The 19,100-nt window shown below is 59.9% G+C and carries 16 protein-coding genes; 13 read left to right on the forward strand and 3 right to left on the reverse strand.

The genetic code is table 11. From position 1 onward, the window contains the following. Positions 1-184 precede the first annotated feature (184 nt). The 12 genes from CRD20_RS07255 (at position 185) to CRD20_RS07310 (ending at position 13,614) form a co-directional block, all read left to right on the forward strand. Entirely contained in the window at positions 185-2,107 is a 1,923-nt protein-coding gene (locus tag CRD20_RS07255) for an acyltransferase family protein (protein WP_187405156.1), read from the forward strand. A gap of 43 nt (positions 2,108-2,150) precedes the next feature. Further along, positions 2,151-3,839, forward strand: a complete 1,689-nt coding sequence (locus tag CRD20_RS07260; RefSeq protein ID WP_187405157.1) for a VanW family protein — start codon at positions 2,151-2,153, stop codon at positions 3,837-3,839. 101 nt (positions 3,840-3,940) lie between these two features. Further along, entirely contained in the window at positions 3,941-5,284 is a 1,344-nt protein-coding gene (glmM, locus tag CRD20_RS07265; RefSeq protein ID WP_187405158.1) for a phosphoglucosamine mutase, read from the forward strand. Positions 5,285-5,300: 16 nt separating this feature from the next. Continuing rightward, the gene (idi, locus tag CRD20_RS07270) at positions 5,301-5,957 is read left to right on the forward strand and encodes an isopentenyl-diphosphate Delta-isomerase (protein ID WP_016422095.1); all 657 of its coding nucleotides are present in this window, start codon (positions 5,301-5,303) and stop codon (positions 5,955-5,957) included. Positions 5,958-5,961: 4 nt separating this feature from the next. Further along, on the forward strand, positions 5,962-6,987 hold the full coding sequence (gene mvk / locus CRD20_RS07275) for a mevalonate kinase (RefSeq protein WP_370546078.1): 1,026 nt from the start codon (positions 5,962-5,964) through the stop codon (positions 6,985-6,987). Next, positions 6,984-7,961, forward strand: coding sequence for a diphosphomevalonate decarboxylase (gene mvaD / locus CRD20_RS07280; protein WP_048731502.1), 978 nt, complete (start codon positions 6,984-6,986; stop codon positions 7,959-7,961). Before mvk ends, mvaD begins: the two co-directional genes overlap by 4 nt. Positions 7,962-7,973: 12 nt before the next feature. Further along, positions 7,974-9,059, forward strand: coding sequence for a phosphomevalonate kinase (locus tag CRD20_RS07285; protein WP_187405160.1), 1,086 nt, complete (start codon positions 7,974-7,976; stop codon positions 9,057-9,059). Positions 9,060-9,152: 93 nt separating this feature from the next. Next, the gene (locus CRD20_RS07290; protein ID WP_016422099.1) at positions 9,153-10,208 is read left to right on the forward strand and encodes a hydroxymethylglutaryl-CoA reductase (NADPH); all 1,056 of its coding nucleotides are present in this window, start codon (positions 9,153-9,155) and stop codon (positions 10,206-10,208) included. Between the two features lie 210 nt (positions 10,209-10,418). Further along, entirely contained in the window at positions 10,419-11,609 is a 1,191-nt protein-coding gene (locus CRD20_RS07295; protein ID WP_016422100.1) for a hydroxymethylglutaryl-CoA synthase, read from the forward strand. Positions 11,610-11,708: 99 nt separating this feature from the next. Continuing rightward, entirely contained in the window at positions 11,709-12,044 is a 336-nt protein-coding gene (locus tag CRD20_RS07300) for a hypothetical protein (protein ID WP_016422101.1), read from the forward strand. Beyond that, entirely contained in the window at positions 12,044-13,333 is a 1,290-nt protein-coding gene (locus CRD20_RS07305; RefSeq protein WP_187405161.1) for a hypothetical protein, read from the forward strand. The genes CRD20_RS07300 and CRD20_RS07305 overlap by 1 nt, the downstream gene beginning before the upstream one ends. After that, a complete protein-coding gene (locus CRD20_RS07310; RefSeq protein ID WP_070858123.1) occupies positions 13,333-13,614 on the forward strand; it encodes a hypothetical protein in 282 nt (93 codons plus the stop codon). The genes CRD20_RS07305 and CRD20_RS07310 overlap by 1 nt, the downstream gene beginning before the upstream one ends. A 15-nt stretch (positions 13,615-13,629) precedes the next feature. Here CRD20_RS07310 and CRD20_RS07315 read toward each other — a convergent pair whose 3' ends face one another. Next, positions 13,630-14,481 (reverse strand): dienelactone hydrolase family protein, encoded by an 852-nt coding sequence (locus CRD20_RS07315; RefSeq protein WP_049169967.1) that lies wholly within the window; start codon positions 14,479-14,481, stop codon positions 13,630-13,632. Between the two features lie 111 nt (positions 14,482-14,592). Here CRD20_RS07315 and glmS point away from each other — a divergent pair, with 111 nt between their 5' ends. After that, positions 14,593-16,467 (forward strand): glutamine--fructose-6-phosphate transaminase (isomerizing), encoded by a 1,875-nt coding sequence (glmS, locus tag CRD20_RS07320; protein ID WP_005509815.1) that lies wholly within the window; start codon positions 14,593-14,595, stop codon positions 16,465-16,467. Here glmS and CRD20_RS07325 read toward each other — a convergent pair. Both CRD20_RS07325 and CRD20_RS07330 read right to left on the reverse strand, forming a co-directional pair. After that, positions 16,450-17,802, reverse strand: coding sequence for an HNH endonuclease signature motif containing protein (locus tag CRD20_RS07325; RefSeq protein ID WP_101687750.1), 1,353 nt, complete (start codon positions 17,800-17,802; stop codon positions 16,450-16,452). The genes glmS and CRD20_RS07325 overlap by 18 nt on opposite strands. 219 nt (positions 17,803-18,021) lie before the next feature. Then, on the reverse strand, positions 18,022-19,098 hold the full coding sequence (locus CRD20_RS07330; protein ID WP_187405162.1) for a triacylglycerol lipase: 1,077 nt from the start codon (positions 19,096-19,098) through the stop codon (positions 18,022-18,024). Positions 19,099-19,100 lie beyond the last annotated feature (2 nt).

Genomic DNA, 19,100 nt, shown 5'->3' on the forward strand with positions numbered 1-19,100 from the left:
TTACACGCAAGCCGAGGTGCTTTTTTGGTTAAAGTCCGCAGTGACCAGGCATGGCTGCATTTTTGGGACAAGCCCCGTACGTTAGACTTTTATCCGTTAAAAACTGCCACGAGAATCGTTTATCGCGGTGCGATTGCAGTGCGATGAAAGTGCGATTGCAGTGCGATGGGAAGAAGGAAATCGTATGGCGGTGAGCACCACAGCCACCAAGACCTCCGACGCGAAGAGCTCCTCTAGCTCGTCGTCGGTGGCGAAGCATCCCTTCCGCATTCGACGCGTACCAGGCATTGATGGGCTGCGCGGTCTGGCCGTTGCCACAGTGGTGATCTACCACTACTTCGATAATGTGCTGCCCGGTGGCTACATCGGTGTGGATATCTTCTTCGTGCTCTCCGGATTTCTTATCACCTCGCTTCTGGTGCGCGAACGCGCGGTCACTGGGCGCATCGATCTAAAGGACTTCTGGCTTCGTCGGCTGCGCCGCATCGCTCCGGCTGCGATGTTCGTGTTGTTTATTTCCATCGCCGTCGCAGGTCTGGTCGGCGGGGATCCCGCTGTTGGCTTGTCGACGCAGTTTCTCGGCACGGTCTTTTTCGTCAATAACTGGACGCAGATTGCGGGCTCTCAGTCCTATTTCGCGGATTCCGGAGTGCAGCTGTTAGCGCACTACTGGTCACTGTCGGTGGAGGAGCAGTTCTACTTGCTCTGGCCATTGATTTTTGTGGCTCTTCTCGCCTTGAAGCTGGCATCTCGCAAGCTGGCAGCAGTGGCGGGCATTGGGGCGGTTGCTTCTTTCGTGTGGATGGTGTCGCTCTACGATCCGAAGGTCGACCCCACGCGGGTCTACTACGGTACCGATACTCACGCCTTTGGTCTCCTGTTTGGCGCGGCCCTCGCATTGTGGTTGACGTCGACGTCGTCACGCTCAGAGGCGGACTCCTGGCCGCGCACAGAACCTCTCCTGCGGGATTTCTTCGGTAGTTCTGCCCAGGCTTTCGTAGTGGCCTCGCTGCCGCTGATCTTCCTTTCGTTGGTTTTGCTGATGATGTCGGATACCGCGTCGGCGACTTACCGCGGTGGGTTGGTGTTCGCCGCGTTGCTGTCGGCGGCGATTCTCTATCTTGTCGTTCGCGGTGTCTCACCCGTGCGTCAGATTTTTGAGTTCAAGCCACTGTGCTGGCTGGGAAAGATTTCCTTCTCGCTGTACCTGTGGCACTGGCCGGTCATCGTGCTCATCCGCGAACTGCTGGAGCGAAATGAGGCCATGCAGTATGAGAACCTCGCTGCCTTCGCAGGCATCGCGCTATCGCTGCTTTTGGCGAACTGGTCGTACAAGAATGTGGAATCGCCAATTCGCCGGATGGGTTACCGCCGTTGGATGTCGCAGTTTTCGGGCACGCAGTTTGCCGGTTCCTGGAAGCCGCGCGTTGCAGCAGGGCTGGCGCTGGTCGTCGTGGTTGGTGCAGTTGTGGGAATGGCCACGGCGCCGAAGATGACGCGTTTGGAGGCACAGCTACAGGAGGCAGCTGAGCGCCGTGCACAGGCACAAAAGGCGGAGGAAGCCGAGTTGGCCAAGCGTGTTATGCCGCGTGGTGACCAGATCACCGCTATCGGCGACTCTGTGATGCTCGCCTCGGCGTCGGCGTTGGAAGAGAAGCTGCCCGGTATCTATATCGATGCGGCAGTTTCTCGTGGTTATCCGGCCGCCCCGGAGATCATCGCCAGCATGAAGGCGGCGGGTACGCTCGATCCATTCGTCGTGCTGGGCCTTGGTATCAATCAGTCGGCTGCGGCATCGGACGAACACCTGTTGGATGAGATCCTCGATTCGCTGGGTGAAGACCGCATCATTGTCCTAATCAACCCGTACGGTGATCGTGTGTGGATGCCGCAGTCGGAGAGGGAAGTCCTCGACGCGGCAAAGAAGCGCGACAATGTCTATGTGGCTGACTGGTGCCATGGTGTGCGTGATGATTTGTCCAAGCTGCGCGCGGACCTTATCCACCCGACCCCGGATGGCGCCGAGGTCTATGCCAATGCCGTGGTCGATGCTTTCCAGCAGTATGCGAAGAACAAGAAACGCATTCCGGATACCTGCGGAATCTAATAAAAATCTAGTTAGTAGTGTTTCCACGGTAAAGTAAGTGGCTGTGGCCAAACAAAAGTCTTCCTCCAGTCACCGTGGATTAAAGATTTTCCTCGGCATCGTCCTCGGTATCTTCGCGCTCTTCGGTGTGTTTTACGCTGTCGATTACGTGCTGAACAAGGACCATGTCCCGCGCGGGTCTACCGTTGCGGGTATTGATATCAGCACGCTGAGCGCGAATCACGCTGAGGCGAAGCTCGAAGAACAGCTCGGTGATCTTTCCACTCATCCAGTGGCGTTGCGTGCCGGCGAACGCACGGCGGAGGTTCTGCCCGAGGAGGCGGGGCTGAGCATCGACTGGGAGAAGACGGTCGCGCAGGCGGGTAAGCAGACGGCGAACCCAGTTACCTGGGTGCGCAGTTTCTTTACTACCCGTGAGCTGGATTTGGTCAGCGATATCGATAGCTCTAAGTTCGAGCTGCAGGTCGACCGTCTCGTCGGCGAACTGACTATTGCTCCCGTCGATGGTGAGGTCAAGCTTGTCGACGGCCGCGTGGAAACAACTCCACCGGTCATCGGCCAAGATGTCGACCGCAATGCGGTCAGCGGGGATTTGGCCGCCAAGTGGTTGTCGCCGGAGGGCATCGATGTAGAGACCACCGCGCACGACCCGGCTATCGGTGAGGATCAGGTCCGTGAGGCAGCTGAGGGAGAGGCCGCCGATGCGGTGTCGGGCCCCATTGTTGCCAAGGGTCGTGATGGCAAAGATGGTGTAATTCCGCCGGAGCGCATGGCTGAAATCATCAGCTTTGTGTCGCGCGACGGTGGATTGGCCGCCGATATTAATGTCGACCGCGCACGCGAGATCCTCGAGGAGGGGCTGGCTGCTTCCGAGGTTGATAAGCGCAATGCGTCGATACGCTTCAGCGGTGGTTCGCGTGAAGTGGTCCCCTCGGTTGATGGCGTAGCCGTGAAGTGGGATGAAACTATGAAGGACTTCGCCGAGCGTGTGACTTCGACGGATAAGCGCGAGTTCGATGCGGTCTACGAGGACAAGCCCGCCACCTACACCACCGAACAAGCGGAAAGTGCCACCTTCGATGATGTCATTGGTGAGTTCACCACCGGTGGCTTCAGCTCGGCATCGGGAACAAACATTGCCCTGGTGTCGCAGATGGTCAACGGCGCATTCGTGGCGCCGGGCGATACATTCAGCCTGAACGGCTACACGGGTCCGCGCGGTACTGCGCAGGGTTTTGTCGAGTCGGGCATCATCCTCAACGGCCATGCGGATAAGGCTGTCGGTGGTGGCATTAGCCAGTTCGCCACCACTTTGTACAATGCTTCGTACTTTGCGGGCATGGAGGATGTCGCGCACACTCCGCACAGTTACTACATTTCGCGTTACCCGGCCGGCCGTGAGGCGACGGTGTACGAGGGTGCAATCGACCTAGCGTTTAAGAACAGTTCCGACACTCCGGTTCTCATCGAAGCGGTTACTACTGGTTCCGACGTCACTGTGCGCATCAAGGGTGTGAAGAAGGTCAACGTCGAGTCCATCAATGGTGGCCGTTGGGCATACACGCAACCACAGCGTATGCAGGTCAGTGGCAGCTCTTGCCAGCCGTCGTCGGGTGCGCAGGGCTTCACCACTTCTGATACACGCGTTATTCGGGACCTCTCGGGCGCGGAAATCTCGCGTGAAACTCAGACTACGGTTTATGACCCGCAGCCAATTGTGTCCTGTGGCTAGTCTGGATTCGCCTGCGCGACCGGCTAAAGTAATACAGCATTGACAATGCAATAGTCCGCGATACCAAAACTCACAAACCCCCAAGGAGTGGTCTAGCAACAATGGCACGTCTTTTCGGAACTGATGGCGTCCGCGGTTTGGCGAATAAGACTCTGACCGCACCGCTGGCAATGCGGCTGGGTGCTGCTGCGGCCACTGTGCTGACTAGCGGTACGAATCCGTCGGGGCGTCGTCCCCTGGCCATTGTTGGCCGCGATCCGCGTGTCTCCGGTGAGATGCTTGCCGCAGCGCTGTCTGCCGGCATGGCTTCCCAGGGCGTCGACGTTTTGCGTGTCGGCGTGCTGCCCACTCCGGCTGTCGCTTTCCTCACCGACGACTACGGTGCCGACATGGGTGTGATGATTTCGGCTTCTCACAACCCCATGCCGGACAACGGCATCAAGTTCTTCGCCGCGGGCGGCACCAAGCTTGACGACGCGGTGGAGAAGGAAATCGAACACGCTCTCCACAACCTGCCGGAGACCGGCCCCACGGGCACCGGAGTGGGTCGTGTCATCGAGGAGGCCCCAGACGGGCTCGACCGCTACCTGTTCCACCTCTCCCGTGCGGTCAGCACCAAGCTCGACGGCATTCGTGTCGTGGTGGATTGTGCAAATGGTGCTGCTTCGCAGGCCGCCCCGATGGCGTACGCGGCCGCCGGTGCCGACGTCGTCGCTATTCACGACAAGCCGAACTCCTACAACATCAACGACAACTGCGGTTCCACCCACATTGAGGTTTTGCGCGCGGCAGTGCTGGAGCACGGCGCGGATCTGGGTCTGGCTCACGATGGCGATGCCGACCGCTGCCTGGCTGTGGACTCGCAGGGCAACATCGTCGATGGTGACCAAATCATGGCCATCCTGGCCGTCGCCATGAAGGAAGAGGGGCTACTGCACCACAACACGCTGGTGGCCACTGTGATGAGTAACCTCGGCCTCAAGCTGGCGATGGAGGAAAACGATATCGCCCTGCGTACCACCAAGGTCGGCGACCGCTATGTGCTGGCTGATTTGAACGCTGGCGGTTACTCGCTCGGCGGTGAGCAGTCGGGGCACGTGGTCATTCCGGATCATGCCACCACTGGTGACGGCACCCTCACGGGTCTGTACCTCATGGCGCGGATGGCACGCACCGGTAAGTCTCTGGCTGAGCTGGCCTCCGTAATGAAGGTGCTGCCGCAGACTCTTATCAACGTGCCGGTGTCCAACAAGGCCGCAATTCTGGAGTCTGATGAGGTCAAGGCCGCCATCGATGTAGCCGAGGAGAAGCTGGGTTCCACCGGTCGCGTGTTGTTGCGCCCGTCCGGCACCGAGGAGCTCTTCCGCGTCATGGTGGAGGCCGCCGATGCGGAATCGGCCCGCAAGATTGCCGGGGAGTTAGCTGCGGTTGTGGCCGCAGTCTAGAGTCAGGAGTGTGGAAATGAATGACGCGCCAGAGGACATTAAAGCCCGCTTTGCCCCGGGTGAAGCCGACATCCAGGTAGAGGTGGTCGATCGTGACGGTCGGGTTCTCGGTACCGTCGGCAAGCTTGAAGCACACGTTCCGCCGGGAATTTTGCACCGTGCTTTTTCTCTTTTCCTCTTCGATGAGCAGGGACGCATGCTGCTGCAGCGCCGTGCGGAGTCGAAGTATCACTCACCACTGCTACTGACGAATGCGACCTGCTCGCACCCACTGCCGGGGGAGCCGGTGGCCGATGCCGTTGAGCGTCGTGCGAAGGAAGAGCTCGGTGCGGATGTATCCCAGTTGGAGGAAATCGGCATTGTTATCTACCAGGTCATCGATGATCGTTCGGGATTGGCGGAGCACGAGTACAACCACGTGTACGCCGGCATCGTCGATCCGAAGTCGGTGGATATCAACCCCGATGAGGTCGATGAAGTGGTGTACGTGACCCCGCAGGAGCTCGCAGAACGTCGTGCGAACGAACCGATGACGGAGTGGTTTAACCACGTCTGGGGTGTCGGGGCGGAGAAGTTCTCCAAGTACGGTTTCGACATTGCGGGTGTGCCGGGTATCCATGGCCCCGCGGAGGCGCAGGCTGCCGCACAGTCGGTTTCGGAAAAGGATGTGTAGCTTCGTGACCAGCGTAGAAAACGCCAGCGTCGACGACTTCGGCCTCGACAAGTCCGAGGAATTGGAGACCGGAGAGTTCTATGCCCTGGCCAATGAACAGGGTGCCGCATTCGGTGAAGGCCATGCCAAGTCGATTTTGTTGGGCGAGCACTCTGTCGTCTACGGCAAGCCGGCTATCGCGCTGCCGGTGACGTCGCTGCGCACGATGGCGTGGATTGACCGCGTGGAGGATTCTCCAGTCCTGTTTTCCATGGACGGCGAGGTCATTGACATCGATGAGCTGCCGGAGCGCTTTGCCTCTATCGCCGCTGCACTCCGCGCTGGCCTGCGCACCTTCGGTATTCCCGAACGCGACCTGCTGGTTCGTCTCCGCTCCGGTATCCCACCCGCTGCAGGGCTGGGTGGTTCTGCCGCAGTGGCACATGCGCTTATCGACGCAGTGCGTGACCTCGCCGATGGCACTCTGACCGAGCGTCAGCGCTTTGACCTGGTGCAGGAAGCTGAGCGTCTGGCGCACGGTAACCCCTCTGGCCTGGATGCCACGGTTGCCCGCGCATCGCGTCCGGTTTACTTCAAGCAGGGTGAGTTCCATCCGCTGAAGGTGGCCAAGAAGATGTGGCTGGTGCTGGGGGATACCGGTGTGCGTGGTTCGACGTCGCTGGCCGTTGCCCGCGTGCGTGGTTTCGTCGATTCCCACCGAGTCCACGGCCAAGAGTTGTTGGACCACTTGGGGCAGCTGGCCGATGGCGCGGTGTACAACCTGGCCAAGGGCGATTTTGCCCGTCTGGGACATCGCATGGACTCGGCGCAGGAAGCGCTAGAGGAACTAGGTGTTGGGCATGAGTCCATTACCGATCTCGTCACTGCCGCCCGACTGGCAGGTGCCCACGGGGCAAAGCTCACTGGTGCCGGTTGCGGTGGCTGTGTGATGGCGCTGGCAGAGTCCGCCGATCACGCGGAACTGATTAGCCATGCCATGATGGGCGCCAATGCCGTTGCTACTTGGACTGTGGAGGTAAATCCCTCGTGACCACGACCGCTACCGCCGTCGCTCATCCCAACATCGCCCTGATTAAATACTGGGGCAAGCGCGATGAGGCCGTGCAGCTACCGGCCACAGGTTCGCTGTCCCTTACTCTGGGCATCGCTCCGACGACGACCACGGTGTCGCTTATCGACGATCCCAGCGTCACCGCCGACTCGGGCACTCTGAACGGCCAGGAGATGGTGGGCAAGGACCTCTCCCGTGTCCAGAAGTTTTTGGATTTGGTCCGCGAGCGTGCGGGCAGCACTAGCTTCGCAGAGGTGACCAGCACCAACGAGATTCCGACGGGTGCGGGTCTGGCTTCGTCCGCGTCGGGTTTTGGCGCTCTCGCGCTGGCCGCGGCGAAGGCCTACGGCCTGGACTACACCCCGGAACAGCTCTCGGCTCTGGCCCGTCGCGGTTCGGGCTCGGCCTGTCGCTCTATTTTCGGCGGCCTCGTTGAGTGGCTGCCCGGCGATGACGATGCTTCCAGCCACGCAGTGGCTCTGCCGGATTCCGGCCTGGATCTCTCCCTGGTCGTGGCGGTTTTGGCCCCGGGGCGCAAGAAGATTGACAGCCGTGCCGCCATGCGTCGCACGGTCGAGACATCACCGTTCTTCCCGGCCTGGGTGGAGCAGGTGCCTCGTGATATCGAGGACATGAAGGCCGCCATTGCCGCTGCGGACTTCACTGCGGTCGGCGAGCTTGCCGAGGCCAATGCCATGCGCATGCACGCCACTATGCTGGGGGCTCTTCCTCCGGTGCGGTACTGGAATCCGGATTCGGTGGCGGCTCTCGATCTCGTCGCTACGCTGCGTGACGAGGGCACCGAGTGCTACGCCACCATGGATGCCGGGCCGAACGTGAAGGTGCTGTGCCGCAGCGGCGATGCCGAGACCATCGCGGATCGTTTCCGCGCAGAGTTCGAGGATATTGACGTGCTGGTTTCCGGCTCAGGCCCTGGCGCATACCTGGTGTAGCTGGGGGAGTAGTTGAGCAACGCTAAAGGCGGACCTATCGAAGGCGAGTCCATCGGCCGTGGCTGCGGCAAGCTGTACCTCACTGGTGAGTATGCGGTGATGGATGTCGAGGGTCTGGCCGTCATCGCAGGAGTCAACCGCTATGTGACGGTTCGGTGCCACGGTGCCGACCCATCGCAGCCGGTCTCTCGCGTGTACTCCAGCTATTACGGCCCGCAGGGGCGCGTCATTGATATCGATGCACCAGATGACATCGCTACCCATACGATTTCCCTGGTCTATCGCATTGCTGCGGGCGAGCTGGAAAACACCCCAGAGCGCCCCATCAATATCGTCATTGAATCAGACCTCGATGACGCCGACAGCGGTGCGAAGTATGGCCTGGGGTCCTCCGGGGCTGTCGCTGTGGCTGTGACTCGTGCGCTGGGGACGCACCTAGGTCTGGAGCTGGATTCACTGGACGTGTACAAGATTGCGATGGTGGCCACGCTTCTGGCTGGTGCAGCTGGTTCCGGCGGCGATATCGCGTGCTCCGCGCACGGCGGGGTGGTGCTCTATCGCCGGCCGAATCCGACGGCGCTCGCAGAGCTCGTGGCGGCTGATCCTGTCGCTGCCGTGGCGGCACCGTGGCCGAATCTTCGCATTGACGCCCGTGCCGACCTCGGTGGGCTACAACTGTTGGTCGGCTGGACGGGCAGTCCGGTGAAGACGGACTCGCAGTTGAAGAAGGCCGGTGGCGCAGACCGTGATTTTGTGCGCGGGGTCTCGTCGATAAGCGAAAGACTCTGGCAGGCGCTTGCCGACGGCGACCACACCGCGGCGTTTGCCTGCCTGCGTGAGAATCGGACGCTGCTGCAGGACTATGAGCGTGAGCGTGCTGTGTGCATCGAGACGGAGAAACTGAAAGCGCTCGCCGACATCGCCGATGGCGCGGGGGCCGCGGGCAAGAGCAGCGGCTCCGGTGGTGGTGACTGTGGAATCGCGCTGGTGGGAGTCTCAGATGGTGTCGATGCCGAGGAGACTGCCGCGGACATCACCGCGCGCTGGCAAGCAGCTGGCATCCGGCCGTTGCCGCTGAAGCTGGCCGCTCAACTTTGACCACAGTTTTTTGACCGTAGAATTTAAGACAGCTGAAATTTACAGAAGCTGGGAACCGAAGCTGCATGCAGCTAGAAAGGGTCGCTTAGGACAATGGCTGAAAAGAGCTCGCACGACCTGGAATATGCACACGTACCACTGAGCTGGATTGGTCCGGTGCGCATTAGTGGCAACGTCATGAATGACGAGGTGAAGATTCCGCTGGCGACTTACGAGACCCCGCTGTGGCCGTCTTGTGGTCGCGGTGCGAAGGTCTCCCGCATGATCGAAGGTGGCATTACCTGCACTTTCGTCGGTGAGAAGATGACCCGATCGGTGATTTTCACTCTCGACTCGGCAGCGGATGCCGTCATTGCGCGCGACAACATTCTGTCTCGTTATGACGAGCTGAAGAAGGTCGTGGAGTCCTCCTCGCGTTTTGCCAAGCTGGTAGATATTCACTTCCAGATCGCATCGCGTCTTCTCTTTGTCCGCTTTGACTTCTTCTCCGGTGATGCCTCGGGCCACAACATGGCCACGCTGGCGTCTGAGCGTTTGATGTCCTACCTGATGGAGCAGATGCCAGAGTTGGGCTATGGCTCCATCTCGGGCAACTACTGCACCGATAAGAAGACCTCCGCCGTCAATGGCATTCTGGGCCGCGGTAAGTACGTGATCGCCGAGGCCGTCATTCCGGAGCCGGTTGTCCGCGAGCGTCTGCGCACTACCGCCAAGCGCCTGGCTGAGCTCAACGAACGCAAGAACCTCGTCGGCTCCATCATGGCGGGCTCACTGCGCAGCGGTAATGCGCACTACGCCAATATGCTGCTGGGCTTTTACCTCGCTACCGGTCAGGACGCTGCGAATATCGTCGAAGGCTCGCAGGGGCTGACGCAGGTAGAGGCGCTTGACGACGGCTCCGTGCGCTTTAGCTGCACCCTGCCACATTTGATCGTCGGTTCCGTGGGCAATGGCAAGGGCTTGGACTTCGTGGAGAAGAATCTCACAGCGCTGGGCTGCAAGGAGGACCGTGAGCCGGGTGAGAATGCCCGTCGTCTAGCAGCGTGCTGCGCGGCAATCGTCTGGTGTGGTGAGCTTTCCCTGCTCGCGGCACAGACGAACCCGGGTGAGCTGATGGAGGCGCACGTTTCTATCGAGCGTGCGAAGTAGTGGTTTGTGAATAGTCGTTTGCGACAATTCGCAAAACCTAAGACAAATCTCAGGTAAACGCGCTAGATTTCTGTAGTAGGCAATTAACATTTTGTGGGCAAAATATCCCGTGGTCTGATGACTGCTCTGATGGCCGTTCTGATGACATAGGGATGTTTCGTTGCCCGTTATTTCTTAAAAATCTGTAGAGGTAGTGAAGGCACGGTTTTGATGACAACAAGCAATGTGACCCCGATCGGTATTGATGACATCGCCTTTGCGACGGGTTCGTACTGCATTGACCTCGCCGATATTGCGCCCCGACTCGGAGCGGAACCGGCAAAGTACCACAAGGGCCTGGGGCAGGAACGCTCCAGCGTGGTTGCCTCTGATGAAGATCCGGTGACGATGGCCGCGACCGCGGTGAAGAAGATCGTCGACCGCCACGGTATCGACGGCGTGCGCACCATCATGTTCGCCACTGAGACCGGTATCGACCAGTCGAAGGCCGCTGCTGTCTATGTGCATGAGTTGGTCGGTCTTGACCCGCACGCGCGATCTGTCGAGCTGAAGCAGGCTTGCTACTCCGGTACCGCGGCGCTGCAGTTCGCGTGCGCTCTGGTGGCCCGCAATCCGGAGGAGAAGGTCATCGTTGTCGCCTCCGACATTGCCCGCTATGACCTGGACTCCGCTGCGGAGCCGACCCAGGGCGCAGGTGCTGTAGCCATGCTGGTGACCGCTAATCCGCGCATCCTGGCTATCGATGCCGCTTCGGGCGTCTTTACCCGCGAAGTTATGGACTTCTGGCGTCCGAACCACCGCAGCCAGGCGTTGGTGGAGGGCAAGCTCTCTATTAGTGCTTACATCGACGCTGTTCAGGGTGCTTACGAGGACTACCGTGCCCGCGGCGGTGTGGACTTCAGCGAGATTGACTACTTCAGCTACCACCAGCCGTTTACCAAAATGGCCTACAAGGCGCACCGGCAGCTTTCGGCCAATAACGGTGTGGAGCTCACCGCAGAGGACGAGGCCCGCCAGCTCGGCCCAACTACTGAGTACAACCGCATCATCGGTAACTCCTACACAGCATCGGCCTACTTCGGCCTGCTCTCGCTGCTGGACACCGAGAAGGACCTGGCTGGTAAGAAGGTCGCTGTTGTCTCCTATGGTTCCGGCTCGGTTGCTGAGTTCCTCACCGGCAATGTGGTCGAGGGCTACGAGTCCCAGCTGCGCGCCGAAGATAATGCTCGTGAACTGGATGAACGCGTAAAGCTCGATGATCCGACCTACTACCGCCACGCTCAGGTGACGCATGAAGATCCGGGTGAGTACTCCAACCTGGGAGACGACGCCCTGATTGGCACCGGCCCATTCAGCTTCACTGGTGTTGAGGGGTGTAAGCGCATCTACCGCGCTCGTTAGCCCCGGGGGCACCCGCGCTAGTACCTCAACGGAACCGAATCCCCTTTTTTCGCGCCTAACAGTAATAAGAACTGTTTTTCGCGGGGAAGGGGATTTTTCGTGTCCGCACGTTTTACTGGAGGCAGTGGCGGAGGCTTGCTGCACTTTTCGGAAGATGCAGTGACAGCGGCTGCCCGAGAGATCGAGCAGCGCGGCCGTGAAGGCCATGAGCGGTGGGGAAGCGCTCCCGATATTTCCGCGGCAGACTGTGGCCAGGGTTTTGCCGCCCAGGGGCGTCGTCTGCAGCAGGCGGCAGCGCGGCTGCGTGAGCACGGGCAATCGATGTACGCGGGACTTGGCAATCATGCTCCGGCAGTGCGGGAACAGTGGCGTGTCTTTGCAGGCTGTGACAGCGACGGGAGCGCCGACCTCGGTGGAATTGAGGTAGTGGACTGATGCCATGGGTTGCTCGAATTCTTCCGATATTGGTGCGTGTTATTGGCCGTGGAAGCCGTATTGGAGCCAAGCGCGGGGTCGGCGGCATCGGCAAGAATCTGCCCAAAGTCTTGGATAAGGTGCGACGCGCTGACGGCTGGAAGGGCAGCGCCCTATCCAAGTTCTCCAACTCCGTGGGGTTGATAGCCTCCGCGATAACTATTGCTATGGCTTTCGATTGGGGCGGTTTGAAAGGCGATGCCGCCGACGCCGCCAAGGAACGCTGTGATAAAGCCGCGCAGGACTGTGCGAATCAGGATGAGCAGTCCGCCAATGGCGCGCAGAGCGTCGGCGAGTGCGGCAAGAAAGTCGACGAGGTCCTTGAGGATTGCGAAAAGCAGGCCGAAGATATGGCCGAGCAAACCGACGGCATCCTCTCTCAGTGCGAAGCGCTTGTCGACGATCCGGAGGTCGGCGCCGAAGCCGCACAAGTGGCCCAGCAGGTGTGTAACAGTCTCGTCGACTCCACTGGTCAGCTCTACGATGCGCGTAATAGTTGCATCGAGCAGTGTCTTGAGCAGGCAGCGTGTGACACTGAGGCCGCGGTGGTCGCCACCCCGCCGCAGCCTCCTACTGTTCCTGCCAGTTCGGGTGCTACCTCGGCGGCCTGTGCAGAGGTGGCTGAGTCTGGGAGTGGCGAAGGAGCTACTGTAACCGGTGGCAACGGTGCTACCGCTGGTGGAATTGGGGTCGTTGCCAACGTTGATATTGGGATAGAGGCAGGCGTTGCTGCTGGGATATCCGTTGGAGGTGCCATTGGCGCTGCCGGGGCGGCCAGTATCGCTGGAATTGCGGGGGCTGTGGGTGTTGCGGGCAGTGTCGCGTCCTCACTGCTCAACTTGGACATGTGCACGGAGACGGAAGAGCCAGTGTGCGAACAGGCACCTGCGCCAGCACCAGCTCCTGCTCCTGCGCCGGAGGACTGTGTGCCGGAACCCGAACCAGAACCCAAGCCCGAACCTGAACCCAAGCCCGAACCTGAACCCGAGCCCGAACCTGAAAATGTTCCTGAACCGCCTCCTCCAGCTGAGAAACTAAAGCACTTGGGAATCGAGCTGCCACAGGAGCCGCAAGCAGAACAGCGAGCGGAACCGCAGCCAAAACCACAAGCAGAGCCGCAGCCAGCACCAGCCCAGGATTCGGCAGCATCAGTGCAGGAATCTGCTTCCGCTGTGCCCGAGCCCCCTGAGCAGCCCAACGCCCAGGAGCTTGTGGGCGCGGTCAATTCGCCAACGGCAGGTGAGTGGTAGTGGGGAGTAAGCATGCCGCGAAATATGACCGGATTGGGCAGGACTATTACGACGCTGCTGCAATGACCAGGCAGGAGTTCGATACGGCGATACAGAGGGCACAGAAAGAATTGCAGGGTTTGGAGGAGCGTCGTAAAGCACGCGAAACTAAGGAGAGGGAGGTGGCGGCGGGCGTCGAAAAGCAACAAAAAACCGCCCGACCGAAGGGAACCGTTACGCGGTTGTTCGGGCGGGCGGGGAAAGGGACGCCGACGGTGAAGTCGATTCGGGGCGTGTCCTGAAGCGTGGCCTAGTGACTACTTGCCGGGAATCAGCGAGTGCTCCGGGTTTTCCGGCAGCTCCTTGATGAGCCACTCCATATCGCGGTTAGTTGTGCCCTTGATAGTGGCGGTCGGGTCTGCGAAATCCGAGTACTTCTTGTCGTCACCGACCGTGGCCAGCAGGAAGCCTGTGAGCGCGGCGCGCGCAACCTCCTGGTACTTCACCTTGGAGGAAGAGAAGCCCGCTAGACGACGGAGAAGAGTTGTCTCCGAGAAGCTGCCCTGGTCAGCCTTGTCTACTTCGCGGTAAACGACATCGCCCTTCCACTGAACAGCCAGGCGAGCTGGGTTACCGCGATCGAGCCACTGATCCTCGCCAGGAGCCAGGACGAGGCCCGGGGCCGAGACATTAGTTGCAGCGGCGCTGGAGGAAGGCGCGGTAGTTGCGGGGAAGACGCAGCCAACGCCGGAGATGAGGTCGTGACCAGCAGCGGCGAGGACGGCTACACCCGCGCCCATGCCGTGGCCGGCAACGCCGAGTTTCTTCGGGTGGACGACGACCTTGCCCTCTCCGAGGCGGACACCAGCGAGAATCTGGAGCGCTGTCTCCAAATCGTTGGCGAGACCACGGTGGTCTGCCACGATGCCATTTTCGGTGTCCGGAGCAGCGACCGCGATGCCCCACGAAGCTAGGTGACGCAGCGTGGCGTGGTACTCCTCAATCGGTGTGCGCCAATCGTGTGCGAAGGCGATACCGGGGATGCCATTGCCCTCGGCAGGCGTGTAGACCTTTCCCGGCAGGCCAGTAAAAGCGAGATCACCGACCATGACGCGGTGCGGTCCACGCTTGGAAAGATTAGATGTCAGAGTCTTCAAGTTGTCAGCCACAGTGAATAGCTTAACTATAAGGTGCATACCTTTGCTGAAAAAGTGCCAGGATGAGCGAGAATGTCTATTTCGTTATGACGATTTTCCGCTTCGCGGGTTATTCTGTAGGGCATGTGTGGAATCGTTGGATATGTGGGCCATCAGCCCGCCCTGGATATTGCTGTCGATGCGCTACGACGCATGGAATACCGTGGCTATGACTCCGCGGGTGTTGCCATTGTCGACAATCAGGGGCATATCACTGTAGAAAAGAAGGCCGGTAAACTCGCCAACCTCGAGGCTGCCCTTGACGCGGATGGGCGCGACAAAATCACTGGAACCACCGGAATTGGGCACACCCGCTGGGCTACCCACGGTCGCCCAATTGATGAGAATGCCCACCCACACCAGTCCTATGACGGCAAGGTGGCTATCGTCCACAACGGCATTATCGAGAACTTTGCTCCGCTACGTCAGGAGCTGGAGGATGCCGGCATTGAGCTGAAGTCCGAAACCGACTCCGAGGTCGCCGCGCACATGCTCGCCCGTGCCCTGGACGGTTCCGACGGCGGATCTACCGCTGGTGATTTCGAGGCCTCTGCGCTGTCCGTGCTCAACCGTCTCGAGGGTGCTTTTACGCTGCTGTTTACTCATGCAGACCACCCGGATCGCATCATCGCTGCTCGTCGCTCCACTCCGCTGATTGTCGGTGTGGGCGAAAACGAAATGTTCCTCGGCTCCGATGTTGCGGCTTTCATCGCGCACACCCGCGAGGCCGTGGAGCTGGGTCAGGACAACGTCGTCATCATCACCGCAGATGATTACCGCATCCTGGATTTCGCCGGCAACGAGCAGCAGGGTCGACCATTCACCATCGACTGGGATCTCGCCGCAGCCGAAAAGGGTGGCTATGACTCCTTCATGATGAAGGAAATCCACGAGCAGGCTGCCGCCGTCCGCGATACGTTGGCCGGTCACCTCGTTGACGGCCGCATCGTTCTCGACGAGTCCCGCCTGAGTGACCAAGATCTGCGTGACATCGAGAAGGTCTTCGTCGTCGCCTGTGGTACCGCATACCACTCCGGTTTGTTGGCCAAGTACGCCATTGAGCACTGGGTTCGTATCCCGGTCGAGATTGAGGTCGCGTCCGAGTTCCGCTACCGCGATCCGGTGCTGGACCGCCAGACGCTGGTGGTCGCTATTTCGCAGTCGGGCGAGACTGCTGACACCCTTGAGGCCGTGCGACACGCAAAGAGCCAGGGCGCCCGCGTGCTGGCTGTCTGTAACACCAACGGTGCACAGATTCCACGTGAGTCTGACGCCGTGCTCTATACGCACGCCGGCCCGGAGATTGGTGTTGCTGCAACCAAGTCGTTCCTGGCGCAGGTAGCCGCAAACTACCTGGTCGGATTGGCTCTGGCCCAGGCGCGCGGCACTAAGTACCCGGATGAGGTCACTCGCGAGTTTGAAGAGCTGGAGACCATCCCGGCACTGATTGACAAGGTCGTCGCTAAGGGCGATGAGTTCATCGACATGGCCAAGGAAATCGGTGCTATTCCGACGATGCTCTTCCTCGGCCGTCACGTTGGTTTCCCAGTCGCACTTGAGGGTGCGCTGAAGCTCAAGGAGCTTGCCTACATTCACGCAGAGGGGTTCCCGGCAGGCGAGCTCAAGCATGGCCCAATTGCACTCATCGAGGATGATCTTCCGGTCGTCGTCGTAGTGCCATCGCCGAAGGGGCGCGCCGTGCTGCACTCCAAGATTGTCTCCAACATCCAGGAGATTCGAGCCCGAGGCGCCAAGACCATCGTGATTGCCGAAGAAGGGGATCAGTCGGTGGTTCCTTTTGCGAACTACCTGATTGAAATCCCGGAGACGTCCACGCTGCTCCAGCCGCTGTTGTCTACGATTCCGATGCAGTTCCTGGCAGCTGAGATCGCTCGCCAGTGCGGTAACGAGGACATCGATAAGCCGCGCAACCTGGCTAAGTCAGTCACCGTCGAGTAGTTCGTCCTGCTTTCGTCGGTACTGCTCAATCTCCGCATCGAGTTCTTCATCCGTGAGGGACTCGATGCGTTTTTCTTCCTCCTCTGTTAGCTCCCAGACCTCGTCAGGTACGTCGCAAAATGACAACATCCAATCGAGGTTGCGTTTCTGAATCGTCTTCATCTTCCGTGTCACGCGCTGATGAAAAGTTTGCTTGCCGACGTTCTTTAGCGGCCCAACCGGAATGCTAGTCGCGGTGTCTCCATCACGGGAAGTCCACACTTCTGTTCCGTCGGGGTACCTGTCGATGTTCCAGCCCTCGTGCGTTTTTAGGTTGTGGTGTCGGCGGCAGAGACAGTGCAGATTCTCCGTGTCAGTCGGCCCGCCCTGCTCGGGATTGTCGTAGTTATACGGCTGAATATGGTCCAGGTCGCACTTGGCTGCCGGGACGTCGCAGCCGGGGAAGCGGCAGGTACCGTCACGCCCACGGACGCGAGCCACCTGGCTCTCGGTGGGGCGGTAACCATCCACCTTGCTATCGGCGGAGATACGGATGTGAGTTGCGCGAGCAATCCATTCTTCGGTGGCTACCTCGCTCAACCAGCCGACGCCATCAATCCATGCTGGCCCACCGCCGACCTCGCGGTAGACATTGATGACAATCTCGGCATTGGTCGAATTCTGTGCCAGCTGTAGTAGCGCTTCCGCCTGCGTGCACTGTTCACCGCGATTGATTGCGGTGTTGCGAATCCCCTGGATTCTTGCCATGAGCTCGGTCGCGCGGTCGTTTTCAAGGATTGCTGTGACCTTTTTGTGCTTGCCATCGCCCGTGTCGGCGAGTGCGACCGCTTCGCCTTCTGGAACCCGTTGGGTGCCGTCGTTGCGGGCGCAGTCGTTGTACTCAGAAACCAAGTCGCCGATTAGACGAGACAGCGTGTAGACACCAACCATTGCTTGTCGAGGTCGCGTCGGAGTGAGCATTTCCAAAAGATGGGGCTCTACCGTGTCGAACTGATCTGGTGACAGCCCGGCAACGCCATTGGCGATGGCGCGGAGATGGGCTAACGAGAAACAGAAGGTGGATTCGATGAGAGCCCGGACTTTTGGTAGGCGTTCGAACATCAGCGCAATTTCGCACAGCGTAGAACACTTGCCGCGGCTAAGGCCGGTTCGAATGCTTATGCGGGCAAGATGGTGATTGACATCGACCTCGTCGCCGGGAGCGCAGATATCGATGAGTTGAAGGTCTGCGGCGTTGATGGCACGGGCCGCGATGCTAATCGGGTCGTCGGATTGCTGGTTGGCCCATGAGGGCTTTTGACCTGGTGCTGGAAGTTCTGTGGGCGGCGATGACATTGGTTATCCCCCTGATTACTACGTGTCCGCCGGAGAATTGAAGATTGTGTTCTGTGGTGGAGAGAAGCGTGGTGGAGGCTGTTTCAACCAGTCCCGCCAACCCCTGTGCACCGGACAAAGAACTTTCGCTTACAAATTTTCCCTACAACCCAAATCGTACACCTGTTTGAAAAACTGTCAATAGAATTCTGGAAATACGTTCTAAAATTCTGTGCTGAATTAGATCCGGCCCCTCTGCCCGGACCCCCTCCGCCCGGACCCCCTCCGTCCGAGCCCCCTCGGCAGGGCGCCGTACAAAGGCAGGACTCGCTGTCGCGGATGATGCGGGACATCACCAGCTTCAGCGCCATCCAGTTCCTCCAAGAACTCGTGAATGCGTTCGAGCGTATTGGGGGAGTAGAGCAGTGCGAGGTGATCAGACCAGTCGCCACCGCCAGTGGCATTGTTGACGTTCGTAATGTGGTGACCCTCTTGTTCGGGCAAAAAGGCGCCGGTCCACGGGCGAACCACGGTGTCAAAAGGGGTGCCGATATTCAGGTAGTGCGGACCACGTCGGGTAATGCCACGCGCTGCGCGGTTCAGAGTCGCAATGTAGTCAGAGTCCAGCAGCTGTTGAATGCAGGCACGGCCGACAAGGCGGTCGACGAGCTTGTGCATCGGTAGGCCGCATCGCTCAAGGGCACTGAGCCTTCGGCGCATGCCCCACGCAGTAGTGCCGCGATGGTTTCCCGCAAGCGAGATCACTGCCCGCACGGGGCTGTTGTCGGAGGCGTACTGCTCGGCTTCTTCTTCGTTGAGGCCATGGTTGAGGGCGTCGTCGTAAAGCGAATCGATGCTCGCGTTGGCGTAACTGCGGCAGTGTAGACCGCCCTGGGAATGACCGATGAGGTCGATGCGGGGTAGGGAGAGTTGGGCTCGGAAGCGGTCGAGAAGGTCGGTGACTTCGGCGAGCGCATCGCTTAAATCGGTGGTGGCTTTGACGCTACGGAGACGGCTGACCAGCGTGGCGGGGTCGGAGCCGTAATCGAGTGAGAATACGGGGCGATTCCGGGCGAGGAACGGCCCCAACATGGCGAAGGAGTTGAACGAGTTCATCCAGGTGCCGTGAACCAGGACAATTGGTATGCGACCGTTGTATCTGTCCAGGTCGGGAGTGATTTTGCCGTCGAGGATTTCGCGAACGTCCTGCACGCCGTGGGGGATCCATTCGGGATGACGCAACGAGCGCAGGTATGCCTGGGGAAAGGCGCGCAGTAGAGGGCCGAAAACTCGCGTGCTCGGGGAGTAGTCATCCATAG

Source organism: Corynebacterium sp. LK33 (assembly GCF_014334955.1).
In the GTDB taxonomy this organism is placed as follows: domain Bacteria; phylum Actinomycetota; class Actinomycetes; order Mycobacteriales; family Mycobacteriaceae; genus Corynebacterium; species Corynebacterium jeikeium_D.

Coding starts and splice junctions, on each gene's coding strand:
- CRD20_RS07325 (WP_101687750.1), bottom strand. CDS start 17,802: ATGTCATCGCCGCCCACAGAACTTCCAGCACCAGGTCAAAAGCCCTCA.
- glmM (WP_187405158.1), top strand. CDS start 3,941: ATGGCACGTCTTTTCGGAACTGATGGCGTCCGCGGTTTGGCGAATAAG.
- glmS (WP_005509815.1), top strand. CDS start 14,593: ATGTGTGGAATCGTTGGATATGTGGGCCATCAGCCCGCCCTGGATATT.
- idi (WP_016422095.1), top strand. CDS start 5,301: ATGAATGACGCGCCAGAGGACATTAAAGCCCGCTTTGCCCCGGGTGAA.
- CRD20_RS07295 (WP_016422100.1), top strand. CDS start 10,419: ATGACAACAAGCAATGTGACCCCGATCGGTATTGATGACATCGCCTTT.
- CRD20_RS07305 (WP_187405161.1), top strand. CDS start 12,044: ATGCCATGGGTTGCTCGAATTCTTCCGATATTGGTGCGTGTTATTGGC.
- CRD20_RS07290 (WP_016422099.1), top strand. CDS start 9,153: ATGGCTGAAAAGAGCTCGCACGACCTGGAATATGCACACGTACCACTG.
- CRD20_RS07255 (WP_187405156.1), top strand. CDS start 185: ATGGCGGTGAGCACCACAGCCACCAAGACCTCCGACGCGAAGAGCTCC.
- CRD20_RS07330 (WP_187405162.1), bottom strand. CDS start 19,098: ATGGATGACTACTCCCCGAGCACGCGAGTTTTCGGCCCTCTACTGCGC.